14 protein-coding genes are annotated in these 15443 nt (G+C 64.6%); 2 read left to right on the forward strand and 12 right to left on the reverse strand.

The window, feature by feature from the left end; genetic code table 11:
• Nucleotides 1–191: 191 nt before the first annotated feature.
• From secF to pdxT, 8 genes are all read right to left on the reverse strand, one after another.
• Complete coding sequence (gene secF, locus LPN03_RS00305; RefSeq protein WP_165180583.1) at nt 192–1184, reverse strand: protein translocase subunit SecF; 993 nt, start codon at nt 1182–1184, stop codon at nt 192–194.
• Nucleotides 1184–2989: a protein translocase subunit SecD gene (secD, locus tag LPN03_RS00310; RefSeq protein ID WP_262452372.1), complete on the reverse strand. Its 1806-nt coding sequence runs from the start codon at nt 2987–2989 to the stop codon at nt 1184–1186. Before secD ends, secF begins: the two co-directional genes overlap by 1 nt.
• A gap of 94 nt (nt 2990–3083) precedes the next feature.
• The gene (locus LPN03_RS00315) at nt 3084–3533 is read right to left on the reverse strand and encodes a preprotein translocase subunit YajC (protein WP_262452373.1); all 450 of its coding nucleotides are present in this window, start codon (nt 3531–3533) and stop codon (nt 3084–3086) included.
• Nucleotides 3534–3722: 189 nt separating this feature from the next.
• Nucleotides 3723–4838 (reverse strand): Holliday junction branch migration DNA helicase RuvB, encoded by a 1116-nt coding sequence (gene ruvB / locus LPN03_RS00320; protein ID WP_262452374.1) that lies wholly within the window; start codon nt 4836–4838, stop codon nt 3723–3725.
• A 3-nt stretch (nt 4839–4841) separates the two neighbouring features.
• On the reverse strand, nt 4842–5477 hold the full coding sequence (gene ruvA, locus LPN03_RS00325; protein ID WP_165180581.1) for a Holliday junction branch migration protein RuvA: 636 nt from the start codon (nt 5475–5477) through the stop codon (nt 4842–4844).
• Nucleotides 5478–5552: 75 nt separating this feature from the next.
• Complete coding sequence (gene ruvC / locus LPN03_RS00330; protein WP_262452430.1) at nt 5553–6140, reverse strand: crossover junction endodeoxyribonuclease RuvC; 588 nt, start codon at nt 6138–6140, stop codon at nt 5553–5555.
• Nucleotides 6141–6143: 3 nt separating this feature from the next.
• A complete protein-coding gene (locus LPN03_RS00335; protein WP_165180580.1) occupies nt 6144–6899 on the reverse strand; it encodes a YebC/PmpR family DNA-binding transcriptional regulator in 756 nt (251 codons plus the stop codon).
• Between the two features lie 2 nt (nt 6900–6901).
• Nucleotides 6902–7573 (reverse strand): pyridoxal 5'-phosphate synthase glutaminase subunit PdxT, encoded by a 672-nt coding sequence (pdxT, locus tag LPN03_RS00340; RefSeq protein ID WP_262452432.1) that lies wholly within the window; start codon nt 7571–7573, stop codon nt 6902–6904.
• Nucleotides 7574–7732: 159 nt separating this feature from the next.
• Here pdxT and asnB point away from each other — a divergent pair, with 159 nt between their 5' ends.
• Both asnB and LPN03_RS00350 read left to right on the forward strand, forming a co-directional pair.
• The gene (gene asnB, locus LPN03_RS00345) at nt 7733–10417 is read left to right on the forward strand and encodes an asparagine synthase (glutamine-hydrolyzing) (RefSeq protein ID WP_165180578.1); all 2685 of its coding nucleotides are present in this window, start codon (nt 7733–7735) and stop codon (nt 10415–10417) included.
• 25 nt (nt 10418–10442) lie between these two features.
• Complete coding sequence (locus LPN03_RS00350; RefSeq protein ID WP_262452376.1) at nt 10443–11114, forward strand: GNAT family N-acetyltransferase; 672 nt, start codon at nt 10443–10445, stop codon at nt 11112–11114.
• Between the two features lie 75 nt (nt 11115–11189).
• Here the strand turns inward: LPN03_RS00350 and pdxS are convergent, their stop codons facing one another.
• The 4 genes from pdxS to thrS all read right to left on the reverse strand — a co-directional run bounded on the left by pdxS (nt 11190) and on the right by thrS (nt 15429).
• Nucleotides 11190–12092 (reverse strand): pyridoxal 5'-phosphate synthase lyase subunit PdxS, encoded by a 903-nt coding sequence (gene pdxS, locus LPN03_RS00355; protein ID WP_165180576.1) that lies wholly within the window; start codon nt 12090–12092, stop codon nt 11190–11192.
• Nucleotides 12093–12200: 108 nt separating this feature from the next.
• Entirely contained in the window at nt 12201–12827 is a 627-nt protein-coding gene (pgsA, locus tag LPN03_RS00360; protein WP_262452378.1) for a phosphatidylinositol phosphate synthase, read from the reverse strand.
• 26 nt (nt 12828–12853) lie between these two features.
• Nucleotides 12854–13399, reverse strand: coding sequence for an HIT family protein (locus tag LPN03_RS00365; protein ID WP_262452434.1), 546 nt, complete (start codon nt 13397–13399; stop codon nt 12854–12856).
• 20 nt (nt 13400–13419) lie between these two features.
• Nucleotides 13420–15429 carry a threonine--tRNA ligase gene (gene thrS / locus LPN03_RS00370; RefSeq protein WP_165180574.1) on the reverse strand — a complete coding sequence of 670 codons (2010 nt, stop codon included), beginning with the start codon at nt 15427–15429 and terminating at the stop codon, nt 13420–13422.
• Nucleotides 15430–15443: the final 14 nt, after the last annotated feature.

Consider the following 15443-nt stretch of genomic DNA (forward strand, 5'->3'; position numbering starts at 1 on the left):
GAGGGGGTGATTGGTCACTCACAGCGCATTGCCTCCCTCGAATCCCTTGCCCGACACCGCCACACCGGGCATTTACCTAGTGTAATCCCGGCGTGCCGGCACCCATGACCAAAAACCAAAGGGCCGCGGGGCGGATGCATGCATCCCCCACGGCCCTTCCGCGGGCCCCTGGAACGGGGCCTTCAGCTGACTCAGGCGTTAACGGCCTCAGCCGAACGGCGGCTGGCCACCTTCTTGGCCTGCTTGACCAGCTCCGGCTCCTTCTCGCGCAGCCATGAATACACAGGGGCGGCAACGAAAACAGTGGAGAAGGTACTGACAATAATGCCGATGAACAAGGCCAGTGACAGGTCGCGCAGCGTTCCCGCGCCCAGCAGCAAGGCACCGATGAACAGAATTGAGCCCACGGGGAGCACGGCCACCATCATGGTGTTGATGGAACGGACCAGCGTCTGGTTCACGGCCAGGTTCACTTCCTCCCCAAAGGTTCTTCGCGTGGAGGAGGATATGTCCGCGGTGTTTTCCCGGATCTTGTCGAACACCACCACTGTGTCGTACAGCGAGTAGCTGAGGATGGTCAGGAAGCCAATGATGGCCGACGGCGTCACCTCAAACCGGGAGGCGCCGTAGAAGCCCGCCGTGACCACCATGACCACCAGCAGGCCTATCGTGGCGGCAATCGACATGCGCCACGTGCGGAAATACAGGGCCATCAATACGGTGGCCAGCAGCACAAACACCACGAAGCCGATGATGGCCTGCCTGGACACGTCCTGGCCCCAGGTCGGCCCGACAAACGTGGACGTGATCTGGTTTTCGGTGACCCCGTACGCCGTCTTGAGTGCGTCCTTGACCTTGATGGTCTGGTCATCGGAAAGCTGGTCGGTCTGGACCTGCATGGTGTTTCCGGCCACATTGGTCACCACGGCCACCTGCCCCGGAATGGCAGCCGAGACTGCCCTCTCACCGATCGAAACGTCGGTGTGGGCAACGTCGGAGACGGTGAACTGCGAGCCGCCGCGGAACTCAATGCCGAAGTTGAAGCCGCCCACCAGGATGGGAACCAGGATCGAGAGCAGCACGGCCACGCCGGTGATGGCGAACCAGATGTTGCGCTTTCCCACAAACTCGTAGGATCGCTCGCCCGTGTAAAGCTCATTGCCAAAGGTAGCGAAGCTTTTCATTAGTTGTTCTCCTTGGAGTCGTCGGAGGACTCGGACTTGGCGGCTCCCGCTCCGCGGCTGCCCACCATTTCAGCTTCCTTGGCGGCAAGCCGCCGTTCGGCAATGGTCTGGCGGCGTTCGGCCTCGCCGGCAGCCTTGGCGTTCTTGCCCTTGGCCACTGCCAGCGACTCTTCCGGTGTGCGGATGCGTCCCGCGCCACGGTACAGCGGCACCGCGCCGAGCTGCTTCGGGTCCAGGCCCGAGAAGTGGTGGCCTTCGCCGAAGAACTTGGTGCGCGCAAGCAGCAGCAGGGTGGGGTGCGTAAACATGAAGACCACGATGAGGTCGGCCACGGCGGTCAGGCCCAGGGTGAACGCGAAGCCCTTCACGTTGCCCACGGACACAAAGTACAGGACCAGGGACGCCAGGATGTTCACGGCCTTGGAGGCCAGGATGGTGCGCTTGGCACGCAACCAGCCATTGTCGACGGCAGCCACCAGTCCGCGACCGTCGCGCAACTCGTCCCTGACACGTTCAAAGTAGACGATGAAAGAGTCCGCCGTCTGCCCGATGGAGACGATGATGCCGGCGACGCCGGCGAGGGACAGGCGGTAGTTTTCGCCCCAGCCGAGCAGGATGATGGCCAGGTACGTCAGGCCGCCTGCAATCACCAGGGAGAGGATCGTGACAAAACCGAGTGCCCGGTATTGGAACAGGGAGTAGATGACCACCAGGCCCAGGCCGATGAGACCGGCCAGGAGGCCCATTTCCAGCTGCTGGAGACCCAGCGTGGCCGAGATTTGCTGTTCGGACTGGATGTTGAAGCTAATGGGAAGGGCGCCGAACTTCAACTGGTCGGCCAGGGCCTTGGCGCTGGCCTCCGTGAAGTTGCCCGTAATGGAGGACTGCCCGTCCGTGATGACGGCCATGGAGGCCGGGGCGGAAATGACGTTGCCGTCGAGCACGATGGCGAAGCGGGCCTGGGGATCATTGGGATTGACCAGGTACTTCGAGTTGAGGCGCTGGGTGACGGTCTTGAACGCCGTGGAGCCTTCCGGCTTGTTCAGGGTCAGCTGGACGGCCCAGGTGTTCGTGGTGACGCCCTGCGCGCCGGACTGCAGTCCATAGGAGGCGGTGTTGATCCATTTTCCGGGGATTTCAACGGGGCCAAGGATGTACTTGACACCCGTGCCCGGCTCACACGCCACGGTCGGCTTGGCAGGGTCGGTATTGGCCGGCAGTTCGGTGATGGGGGCCACACAGCTGGTGCTCTCATATTGCTTCATGAGCGCCGCGGTGATCCAGTTGGAATCGCTGTCGTTGGCGGGAGCCGCCTTCGGGTCCGGGTTCGGCGTGAGGACGTTGGCGGCCACAAACGTGCTCAGCTTGTCCGCCGGCGTCCGCTGGGCAAGCGGCACCGCCGGTGAGGGGGCGTTGCTGGAGACAATGACGGCACGGAAGTTCATGTTGGCGGAGGCCTTGATGAGGTTGCGCTGTTCATCCGTGGGCTTGCCCGGCATCTGCACCACCACGTTGCGCCCGCCCTCGGTGGCGATCTGTGCTTCGGAGACACCCGAACCGTCCACGCGCTGGCGGATGATGGAGACGGCCTGGTTCAGCTGGTCCGCCGAGATGGCGGCATTCCCCTCCACCTTCGGGGAGAGGATCATTTCGGTGCCGCCCTCAAGGTCCAGTCCGAGCTTCGGCATCCACGAAGCGGCACCGTTGAGCACACCGCCGCTCACTGCCAAAATGCAAACAATTATGAGCGCCGCAAGCCAGAGCAGGGTTCTGCGGGCCTTGGACGTCGGGCCGGTTCGTGCCATCAAGGGATCCTTCTATTGGGTCACGGGAGTTATGAACATGGCAATGCTGCCGCAGCAAATCGCTTTGCTGCAGCAGCGCCAAACTCGAGTAAGCCTAGTTGTCTTTATTGTTTTCTTTGTTCAAGCGCGCCACGGTCTCCTCGACGGTTTCCTGGCTGGCGTCCCGGTTTCCCAGTCCCCCGGTCAGGGAGGAGACATCGTCGGGAATGGATTCCTCGGACAGGGCGGTGTCCTCGGGCTCGACAATCTTGGCGACAGTCAGGCTGTGCACTTCAACAATGACGCCGGGACTGATTTCCAGCTTGATCTTGTTGTTCGCCTGGTCGACATCCTTCACGTGCCCAAAGAGGCCAAAGTTCGTCATGATGTCCACGCCGGGGGCCAGCTTGGACTGCTTTTCCTGCGCAGCAGCCTTGGTCTTGCGCGACTTGCGGATCATCATGAGGATGAGCACACCAAACAGGGCGAACAAGATGTAATTCATGAAGCCGCCACCTGGCGCGGCGGCGGCCTGGTCGGCGGCGAGAATGCTACTCACAGTCACAGCGAAGGTTCCATTTCAGATAAGTCAACAGTTGGTGCCGGGCCGCGAAGAACGTGCCGGGCGTCATACCAGTCTAGGGGGTAAAGCTGGGCGTGCGGTCAAAAATCCGCCCAGGGGGTCCGATCCACGGCCCCCGAACGGTGAATCCCCTCCTGGGGGCGCCTGCGGACGTGGCTGATCGCCCACAGCTTAGTCGTCGATGTCATCCTCATCGAAGGGCAGCATGGCCGCAGCCACGGCATTGCCCGGCATCCGCAGGCCCAGGTGGTCCCAGGCGGCCGGCATGGCGATCCGCCCGCGGGGGGTGCGCCCCAGGAGCCCTTCGCGGACCAGGAAGGGCTCGGCCACGGTTTCCACGGTTTCCGGTTCCTCGCCCACGGCGATGGCGAGGGTGGACAAGCCCACCGGCCCGCCGTTGAACTTGTTGACCAGGGCCTCCAGCACGGAACGGTCAAGCCGGTCCAGCCCGCGCGCATCCACTTCGTACATGTCCAGTGCAGCCGAGGCCGTGCTGGTGTCAATGGTTTCAATCCCGTGCACCAGGGCCCAGTCGCGCACGCGCCGCAGCAGCCGGTTGGCTATGCGGGGCGTGCCGCGGGAGCGTCCGGCAATTTCGGCGAATCCGGCGCTGGTCAGCTTGAGGTCAAGCATGCCGGCCGATCTCCGGAGGACCAGTTCCAGCTCGGCCACCGAGTAGAACTCCAGGTGTCCGGTGAAACCGAAGCGGTCCCGCAGTGGACCGGGCAGGAGGCCGGCGCGGGTGGTGGCGCCCACCAGGGTGAAGGGCGGCAGCTCCAGCGGAATGGCGGTGGCTCCGGCACCCTTGCCGACAATGATGTCCACACGGAAGTCCTCCATGGCCATGTACAGCATTTCCTCTGCCGGCCGGGACATGCGGTGGATTTCATCCAGGAACAAGACCTCCCCCTCGGTCAGGGAGGAGAGGATGGCGGCAAGGTCGCCGGCATGCTGGATGGCAGGGCCTGAGCTGATGCGCAGGGGCGCATTCATCTCCGAGGCGATGATCATGGCGAGGGTGGTCTTGCCCAGGCCGGGGGGTCCGGACATGAGCACGTGGTCCGCGCTGCGGCCACGGATCCTGGAGGCCGCCAGGACCAGGGCCAGCTGCTTGCGCACCCGTTCCTGGCCCACAAAGTCGTCAAGGGTTTTGGGCCGCAGTGCCGCCTCGAGCTCCCGTTCCTCGGGTTCGGCCGCGGCCGCCAGCCCCGACGGGGGTGCGGGGGTGCGCGCGGCGGCCCCCAGGCTGATCTGGCCGGGCAGGCCGGCGCCCTGCGCTTGTTCCATGGCCTAACGCACCCGGCTTGCGGTGCGGGAATTGTCCTGGCCCAGCCAGCGGAGGGTGGCGCGGAGAATGGCCGGCACCTGCGGGCTTTCGGCCAGTTCCGGCTCTGCGGCCAAGGCGGCGTCAATGCTCTTGAGCGCCTCCCGTTCATTCCACCCCAGGCTTGTCATGGCGGCCACGACTTGGTCCTTCCATTCCATGGGCGCGTTCGACGCCGGTGCGGCGGCACCGGCGGAACCCGTCGGCTTGAGCTTGCCCTTGAGTTCCAAAACGATGCGCCCGGCCACCTTGGGCCCGACGCCCGGGACCTTCGTGAAGGCCTTGCCGTCGCCGCCGGAGACTGCCAGCCTGATGGCCTCCGGTTCCAACACGGCAAGGATGGCCAGGGCCAGGCGCGGACCGATGCCGCTGACGCTCAGCAGGGTGTCGAAGACTTCCCGCTCCCCCGCATCGGCAAAGCCGTAGAGCGTCATGGAGTCCTCACGCACGATCATGGCAGTGGTGAGCGTGGCCTCTTCCCCCACCGCGAGGCTGCCGAGCGTCTTGGGTGTGGCGTGCACCAGCATGCCCACGCCGTTGACGTCAATCACGGCCTGGGCCAGGGTGAGGTGGGCCACCGGACCGCGGACAAAACTAATCATGGGACTGCTCCTGGGGTGTGCCTGGCTGGTTACAGACAAAGCTACACCATATTTATCGAACATACTTCCGAACAATTACCGCCAGGCGTGGCCCGGCTTTTCTTTGTTCTTCTTGGTTTTCGCCCGGGTCTCGGCGTCGCGCCAGAGCTGTTGCGCCGCCGTCGTGCCTTTAGGGCCGGAGGCCAGGGAGTTGCCGCTGCGCCAGGCATGGGCAATGGCCAGGGCCAGCGCGTCCGCGGCATCAGCCGGGCGCGGGGGCTCGGTGAGCCGGAGGATCCGCACCACCATGGCCGTCACCGATGCCTTGTCCGCACGGCCGCTGCCGGTCACGGCGGCCTTGACCTCCGACGGGGTGTGCATGGCGACGGGAATGCGGCGCCGGGCCGCCGCCACCATGACCACACCGGACACCTGGGCCACGCCCATGACGGTGCTGAGGTTGGTCTGGGCAAAGACGCGTTCAATCGCCAGCACGTCGGGCTTAAACGCGTCCAGCCACTGGTCGATCGCTTCCGCGATGACCAGCAGCCGGCCGTCCAGTGATTGTTCGTGGGAGCTGCCCACCACGCCCACGGCCACCATGGTGGCCGTGCGGTTTGCGGCGACGTCCACCACGCCCAGCCCGCAGCGGGTCAGGCCGGGGTCGACACCAAGGACGCGCAGTTCCTAGTCCTCGTCAAGCTGGGCGAGGACCTCTGCGCTGATGTCTGCGTTGGAGTAGATGTTCTGGACGTCGTCCAGGTCCTCCAGCGCGTCATAGAGCCGCATGAACTTGCGGGCGTGCTCGACATCGAGTTCCACCTGCATGGAGGGGACAAAGCCGGCCTCGTCGGAGTCGTACTCGATACCGGCTTCGGCCAACGCCGTGCGGATGGCGGGAAGGTCCGCGGGGTCGGAGATGATCTCGAAGGTTTCGCCCTCGTCCTTGACCTCCTCGGCCCCGGCTTCCAGCACGGCCATGAGCAGGTCATCCTCGGTGAGGCCGTTCTTGGGAAGGTCCACGATGCCCTTGCGGGTGAACATGTAGGCCACCGAGCCGGGGTCGCCCATGTTGCCGCCGTTGCGGCCCACGGCAAGGCGGACCTCGGAGGCGGCACGGTTTTTGTTGTCCGTGAGGCACTCGATCAGGATGGCCGTGCCCTGGGGGCCGTAGCCTTCGTACATGATGGTCTGGTAGTCGACGGCGTCGCCCAGCAGGCCTGCGCCGCGCTTGATGGCCCGTTCGATGTTGTCCGCAGGCACCGAGGTCTTCTTGGCCTTTGTGACGGCAAGTTCAAGGGACGGGTTGCCGACAATGTCGGCACCGCCGATGCGGGCGGCGACTTCAATGTTCTTGATGAGTTTGGCGAACGACTTGGCACGGCGGCTGTCAATGATGGCTTTTTTGTGTTTCGTGGTCGCCCATTTGGAGTGGCCTGACATGGTTACGCTTCTCCTCTAATCATTCGAATAAAAAGTTCGTGGATGCGGCGCTCACCCGTCACTTCCGGATGGAAGGAGGTGGCCAGCAAGTGCTGCGAACGAACGGCTACCGCACGGACTTCTGGTTCAATCCTAGCGTTTTGTCCATCCGGGGGCAGTTCCACGCTGGCAAGCACTTCCACGGCGCCCCCCACCCGTTCCACCCAGGGTGCCCGGATGAACACGGCGTGGACTGGTTCGTCCGCTTCGCCGTCGCGTGCCAGGGCGCTGAATTGCAGCTCCGTTTCAAAGGAGTCCACCTGCCGGCCAAAGGCGTTGCGCCGCACCGTGATGTCCAGGCCGCCCAGTGTCTGCTGCGGATTCCCGTCCATGTCGCGCGCCGGGTCTGCAATGTCGTTGGCCAGCAGGATCATGCCGGCGCAGCTGCCATACACCGGCAGCCCTCCGTGGATGCGCTCCACCAGCGGCTCGCGCAGGCCAAAAATCCTGGTGAGCTTGTCGATGGTGGTGGATTCACCTCCGGGAAGCACCAGCCCGTCCAGGTCCGCCAGCTCGCCGGGGCGCCGGACCCCCACCACCCTGGCCCCGCAGGCCTCAATGGCGCGGGCGTGCTCGCGGACATCGCCCTGGAGGGCCAAAATGCCGATCAGGGGCTGGGTGCGGGTGGTGGAAATTGCCTGGGTTAAGTCGGTGAGAGTCACTTTTCCATCATAGTTCGGCCCCGGGTCGCCAACATCACATGCCCAGCCCGCGGGGCCGCCTGGCCGGCTGGCAGGCCGTGAGCAAGTAGCATTGTGCGAGGACTGACGTACTAAAGATGAGGTAAACCAAGTATGTGCGGAATCGCCGGTTACTACGGTTATGGGGAAGACGAAACCCTCCTGCATGCCATGAATGCGTGCATTGAGCACCGCGGCCCCGATGGCGAGGGCATCTACGCCAACGGCAACGTGGGGCTGGCCCACCGCCGGCTTTCCATCATTGACGTCGCCCACGGCCAGGAACCCATGTTCAGCGCCGACGGCGAAACCGTGCTGGTCTACAACGGCGAGGTGTACAACTACCTTGACCTGCGGGCCGAGCTCGAGGCCCTGGGGCGCTCCTTCTCCACCAAGTCGGACACCGAAGTGGTGCTGCAGGCGTACGAGGAATGGGGAGACGCCGCGTTCGACAAGTTCAACGGCATGTTTGGCTTCGCCATCCACGACCGGAAGAACAACCGGCTGGTCCTGGCCCGCGACCACTTTGGCATCAAGCCCCTCTACTACGCCACCGCCGGCACGCCCGAAGCCCCCGCGCTGCTGTTCGGCTCGGAAATCAAGCCCCTGCTGGCTGCCGGGAAGATCGATGCCGCAGTCAATGAGCGGATTCTATTCCGCTACCTGCAGTTCCGGATCCACGACGAGGAAGCCGAGACATTCTTTGCCGGCATCCACAAGCTCATGCCCGGCGAAAAGCTGGTGCTCAGCACGGTGGACACCGAAGCAGGACCGGCCGGCACCATCACCGTCAGCCCCTACACCCGGCTGAAGGAGGAACTGTCGGAGCTCGCCAAGATTGAGACCCCGTACTCGCCGGCCGTCATTGAGGAGTACCGCCAGCGCTTCACCGAGGGCGTGCGCCTGCGCCTGCAGTCCGAGGTCCCTGTTGGAACGGCCCTCTCCGGAGGCCTGGACTCGTCAGCCGTGGTGGCCACGATCAACAAGCTCATGCAGGAAAACGCGGCCGCCACTGATTCCCTCGGCGCCAAGCAGCAGACGTTCTCCGCCATTTTCCCCAACTCCATCAACGATGAGGAAAAGTACGCCGACGCCGTCCTGGCCCGCTGCGAAGGCAATGTCACCAGCCACAAGATCCGCCCGCAGGCCTCCGAGTTCGTGGCTGACCTGGAGGACTTTGTGCGCACCATGGAGGAGCCCATCATCTCCTCCGGGCCGTACGCCCAGTACCAGGTGATGCGTGAAGCCTCCAAGCACGTGACAGTGCTGCTGGACGGCCAGGGCGCCGACGAAATGATGGCCGGCTACATCCCCTACTACTTCGCCTACCTGCGCCAGCTGAAGAAGAGCGGTGCGAATGCCAAGCTGGCCAAGGAGCTCGCCTCCAGCGCGGACATCCTGCTGCGCCTGGCCCGCTTCCGCATCCAGGGCATGCTGACGTTCAAGAAGGACGCCGGCATTGCCCCGCTGCTGGACAAAAAGTTTGTCGCCGCCCACAAGGCCGAGAAATTCTCCAACATCCCGGACAACCTCAAACTGCGCCTCATCGACGACCTCTTCCACAAGTCACTGCCGGCCGTGCTGCGCTACGAGGACAAGAACACCATGCGCTTCTCCCTGGAGGGCCGCGTGCCGTTCCTGGACAAGGAAGTGGTGAAGTTCCTCTTCAGCCTGGACGACGAGTCCATCATCAAGGGCGGCTGGAACAAGCGGATCCTGCGCGATGCCACCCGCGAACTTCTGCCGGAGATGATCAGCAACCGCCGCAACAAGATCGGCTTCACCACACCCGAAGCCGAGTGGTTCTCGCTCATGAAGGAAAAGATTTATGAGATCTTCCTTTCCTCTTCCTTCGGCTCCCGCCCGTACTGGAACCAGGACCACGTCATCTACGCCTTTGAGGAGTACCTCAGCGGCAAGAGCGCCGGCTCCACCATGGTGTTCTGGCGCCTGATCAACACCGAGCTGTGGCTGCGCGAGTTCTTTGACGAGCCGCCCGTCCTCGCCGGCATCGTGGGCAAGAGCGACTACATCCCCAATGCCGACAAGCAGCTCGACATCGTGCTGCCCGGCGCAGCCGGCACCTTCCGGCGCTATCCGCTGCGTACCGAAGTCTTCTACAAGGAAACCGACTTCGACCCCGCCGTCGTGAGCTATGTGAAGCGCTTCTTTGACGGGCTGCCGGAAGCCGGCGGCGACCACGGCACCGCCACCGCAGACACCCCGTGGTACCTGTTCCTCTCGGAAAAGATCGTGGCCATGACCCAGGGCCGCTCCATCCCGGTCTGGGACATCAAGGTTTCCGGCGCAGCACGCTTCTTCTCCAAGTTCGTCACCCGCAACCCCGGGGGAATCGGCCTGGCCAGCCCCTGGTCCATGCAATTGGCCATCGACGAGGTGGGGCTGCCGCGCATCATGTACGCGTCCGCACGCAGCGTCATCGGCAAGCTGCAGGGCAAGTCCGGCGTGTTCTATGAGGTGGTGGGCCACAACATCAACGCGATCGACGGCGCTGCCGGCTACCAGGTGGGGACCTCCACCCACTCGGTGAAGTACGCTCCGCTTGACCCCGACGGCGTCGCATCCCGCCTGAGCAGGCTCGTCAGGGAGAGCGTACCGGCCGAGTACGCCAAGACGTTTGCCGGCACTGCCATCATGGATGCCAACGACCTTGGCGTGGTGGCCCTGGGACACGACACCAAGCTGGGCAAGGAAACCCTGGAAAACATCTTCCGCGACAACCCGCAGGGCCAGACCACGGAGACCACGCCCATGTCCCTGGTCTTCACCCAAAAGTAGCCGCCTGCCGCAGTGAAGGAATCCCATGGTCACGATTGCCGATTGCCAGCGGACCCAGCATGCCTGGTTCAAGGCTCTGGCGGAGGCAACGGGCGGGAGGTCATTTTCCACCCACCGCATGGAATGGGTGTGGCTGCCGGAAACCCGGGAAATGCTGTGCCTGTTTCCCACGGAGATCACCGAATCCGGCTTGCTGCCGGCCATGGCGGAGGCCCGGCGGCGCGGGGCCGCCACCGTGGGAATCTGGTTGAATGCCGCCGTTCGCGAGGGCATTCTTCCCCGTCACCGCTTTGAGCGCGGCTGGCAGCCGTGGTGGATGACGGCGCCCGTGGACGCGGGAATTCCTGCCGAGGGGCCTGCGGATGAACGTGTCACTCTCACCTGCGTGGCGGAGAACCAGGCGTGGCTCGCCACTGCACGGTTGGGCGGCGAATGGGCCGGCCGCGCATATGCCTTCATGCCCCCGGAGCAAGGCGGCAAGCACTTGGCCGGCATCTATGACATGGAAGTCGCGCTGGACCACCGGCGCACAGGCCTGGGCACGGCACTCCTGGGCAGGCTGGCCGTGACGGCCGCCATTGCCGGTGCTGAGCACCTGCTGCTCAACGCCACCCCGGAAGGGCAGCGCCTGTACCGGACGCGCGGCTTTGAGCTCGTTGGCAAGGGCCAGACCTGGTGGCACCACCTGCCCCATTAGGGGACGCGGGTTAACGCCGTCGGGCCTGCCGAAACCCTGGGGTTCCGACAGGCCCGTCAACCGGCGGCTTGGGTGTTACCAGCCGCGCTCGGCGAGGCGGTGCGGCTCGGGGATGTCGGCGACGTTGATGCCGACCATGGCCTCTCCCAGGCCGCGGGAAACGTCCGCGATGACCTTGGCGTCGTCGAAGAAGGTGGTGGCCTTCACCACGGCGGCGGCGCGCTGGGCCGGGTTGCCGGACTTGAAGATGCCGGAGCCGACAAACACGCCGTCGGCGCCGAGCTGCATCATCATGGCGGCGTCGGCCGGGGTGGCGATGCCGCCGGCGGTGAACAGGACCACGGGCAGCTTGCCGCTCGCGGCAACTTCCTTCACCAGCTCATAAGGGGCTGCCAGTTCCTTCGCGGCAACGTACAGCTCGTCCTCCGGCAGGGCCGCCAGCTTGGCAATCTGGGCCCGGATCTTGCGCATGTGGCCCGTGGCGTTGGAGACGTCACCGGTGCCGGCCTCGCCCTTGGAGCGGATCATGGCCGCGCCCTCATTAATGCGGCGCAGGGCCTCGCCGAGGTTGGTGGCGCCGCAGACAAAGGGAACCTTGAAGTTCCACTTGTCGATGTGGTGCTCGTAGTCGGCCGGGGTCAGGACCTCGGACTCGTCCACGTAGTCCACCCCGAGGGACTCCAGGACCTGGGCCTCAACAAAGTGGCCGATCCGGGCCTTGGCCATGACGGGAATGGACACAGCGGCAATGATCGCGTCAATCATGTCCGGGTCGCTGGCACGGGACACGCCGCCCTGGGCGCGGATGTCGGCCGGCACACGCTCCAAGGCCATGACGGCAACGGCGCCGGCATCCTCGGCAATCTTGGCCTGCTCAACGTTGACCACGTCCATGATGACGCCGCCCTTGAGCATCTCGGCCATTCCACGCTTGACCCGGCTGCTGCCAGTCACCGCTGATACATCGCTTGTAGACACAAAAACCCCTCTGGGAAGGAACGAAAATAGTTGGCTTGCCGGCGATCGGGTTCCGCCGCACGGGTACGCCCATTCTATTCCCGGAAACCCCGGGGGCTGAAACCGGCGTTACTTCCCGGCGGGTTGGCTGTCGTGGAGGGCCTGGCGGCGGACCGTGCCCACCCGCTGGAAAATGGTCACCAGGCTGGCAACGGCCAGCAGGACAAGCACGACGGCGAGCACGGCTTCGGGGATGCCCAGGCCCACCAGCCCGGTCGCCACAAGGACCACCACGAGGCGGTCGGAGCGCTCGGCAATGCCGACATTGGCGCTCATGCCCAGCCCCTCGGCACGGGCCTTGGCGTAGGAGACGATGGAGCCGAGCACCAGGCAGGTCAGGGCCATGGCGGCGATGAAGCTGTTGTGTCCGCCGGTGTAGAACCAAATCACGATGCCGGCAAAGACTGCGCCGTCGCCCACGCGGTCAAGGGTGGAATCCAGAAACGCCCCCCACGTGCCGGTGCGGCCCGTCATCCGGGCCATGAGTCCGTCAATAATGTCGGAAAAGACGAAAATGGTGATCACCACGGTGCCCCAGAACAGCTGGCCCAGGGGGTAGCCGACAAGTGCCCCGCCGGCCACGCCCAGCGTGCCGATGATCGTGACGGCGTCGGGGGAAACTTTCAGGCGCACCAGCAAGGCGGCAACCGGGGTGAAGATGGCTGCGAACAGCGCGCGGGCATACTTGTTCAGCATTGGATAACCTTATTCAACTTCTAGTCCTAAGCTCCCTGTTCAACCGTATCCCAGGCGGCCCCAACCTGGCTGCGGACGTCGCCGAGCGTCTGCGTGATGGCCTTGGTGCCGGCAATGATCGGCAGGAAGTTTCCGTCCCCGCCCCAGCGCGGAACAATGTGCTGGTGCAGGTGGGCTGCGATTCCAGCCCCGCCCGTAACCCCCTGGTTCATGCCCAGGTTGAAGCCGGAAGGGCCCGATACGGCCCGCAGCACGCGCATGGCCTGCTGGGAGAGGGCCGCAAACTCGGCAGTCTCCTCCACCGTCAGGTCCGTGTAGTCGGGGACATGGCGGTAGGGGCAGACGAGCAGGTGCCCCGGGTTGTACGGAAACAGGTTCAGCACCACATACGCCAGCTCCCCGCGGTGGACAATGAGGGATTCGGCGTCCGACCGTCCCGGGGCCTCGCAGAACGGGCAGTTGTGCGAACCGGTGACCTGTTCCTGCCCGCCCTTGACATAGGCGAGCCGGTGCGGCGTCCACAGCCGCTGAAAGGCATCAGGGACTCCCGGAAGCTCAAAGTCGTCCTGCATGGACGCCACACCCTGTTCGCTCACGCCGTGCGGTTCCTGACTGCTTCGACAATCCTGGCCACGGCCTCTTCAACGGGCACGCCGTTGTCCTGGCTGCCGTCGCGGAAGCGGAAGGAGACTGCCTTCGCGTCGGCGTCGTCCCCTCCGGCGATCAGCACAAACGGGACCTTGTCCTTGCTGGCCGTGCGGATCTTCTTCGGGAACCTGTCGCTGGAGACGTCCACCTCGGCGCGGATGCCTTCCTTCTTAAGCTGCGCAACGACGTCGAACATGTAGTCGTTGAACGCCTCGGCCACGGGGATGGCCACCACCTGAACCGGTGAGAGCCAGGCCGGGAAGGCCCCCGCATAGTGTTCGGTCAGCACGCCCATGAACCGTTCCACGGAGCCGAACAGGGCCCGGTGGATCATGACGGGGCGCTGGCGCGTGCCGTCGGCCGCCTGGTATTCCAGTTCAAAGCGCTCGGGGAGGTTGAAGTCCAGCTGGATGGTGGACATCTGCCAGGTGCGGCCCAGCGCGTCCTTGGCCTGCACGGAGATCTTCGGGCCGTAGAAGGCGGCGCCGCCGGGATCGGCCACGAGCTCCAGCCCCGACGCCGTGGCGACCTCGGCCAGCGTGGCGGTGGCTTCTTCCCACACGTCATCGGAGCCGACAAACTTTTCCGGGTCCTTCGTGGACAGTTCCAGGTAAAAGTCGTTCAGGCCGTAGTCCTTGAGCAGCGACAGCACAAAGTTCAGCGTGTTGGTGAGCTCATCCTTCATCTGCTCCTTGGTGCAGTAGATGTGGGCGTCGTCCTGTGTCATGCCGCGCACGCGCGTCAGGCCGTGGATCACCCCGGACTTCTCATAGCGGTACACCGAGCCGAACTCGAACAGGCGCAGCGGCAGTTCCCTGTAGGAGCGTCCGCGGGAGCGGAAGATCAGGTTGTGCATGGGGCAGTTCATGGGCTTGAGGTAGTAGTCCTGGCCGGGCTTGCGGACCTCGCCGTCCTCACCAATCTCCGCATCAACGTGCATCGGGGGGAACATGCCGTCCCGGTACCAGTCCAGGTGGCCGGAAACCTCATACAGGTTGGCCTTGGTGATGTGCGGGGTGTACACGAACTCGTAGCCGGCCTCGACGTGGCGCTTGCGGGAGTAGTCCTCCATCTCCTTGCGGATGATTCCGCCCTTGGGGTGGAAGACCGGCAGGCCGGAACCCAGCTCGTCCGGGAAGGAGAACAGGTCGAGTTCCACGCCCAGCTTGCGGTGGTCGCGGCGCTCGGCCTCGGCAATGCGCTCCTGGTATGCCTTCAGGGCGTCCTTGGTGGGCCAGGCCGTGCCGTAGATGCGCTGCAGCTGCTGGTTTTTCTGGTTGCCCAGCCAGTAGGCTGCCGAGCTGCGGGTCAGCGCGAAGGCGTTGGAGATCAGCTTGGTGTTGGGCAGGTGCGGGCCGCGGCAGAGGTCGCACCACACTTCCTCACCGCTCTTGCGGTCGATGTTGGCATAGATGGTGATGTCCCCGGCACCCACCTCAACATTGACGCCCTCGCCGGCCGTGTCGGCGTCGGACTTTTTGCCCAGCAGCTCCAGCTTGTAGGGCTCGTTGGCCATGGCCTCGCGGGCCTCGTCCTCGGAAACCACGCGGCGGGCGAACTTCTGGTTCTGGTTGATGATCTTCTGCATCATCTTCTCCAGCGTCTTCAGGTCCTCGGGCGTGAAGGGCTCGGCCACGTCAAAGTCGAAGTAAAAGCCGTCCGTGATGTACGGGCCGATGCCCAGCTTCGCATCCGGGCGCAGCTGCTGCACGGCCTGGGCCATGACGTGTGCGGTGGAGTGGCGAAGCACGTTCAGCCCGTCCGGGGAGTCCAAGGTGACGGGCTCGACGGCGGCGCCCTCCTCGAGGGGGCTGTCCAGGTCCGTCAGGACCCCGTTGACCCGGGCGACGACGACGTCGCGGCGTTCAAAGAACAGCTCGGCGCCGGTGGTGCCGGTGGCCACCGTCGTCGTCTCGCCGTCGACATTGATGGTGATCTGCGTATCCACTGGCACGTGTAACTCCTTGA

It is taken from the genome of Arthrobacter sp. A2-55 (assembly GCF_025548615.1).
In the GTDB taxonomy this organism is placed as follows: Bacteria; Actinomycetota; Actinomycetes; order Actinomycetales; family Micrococcaceae; genus Specibacter; species Specibacter silviterrae.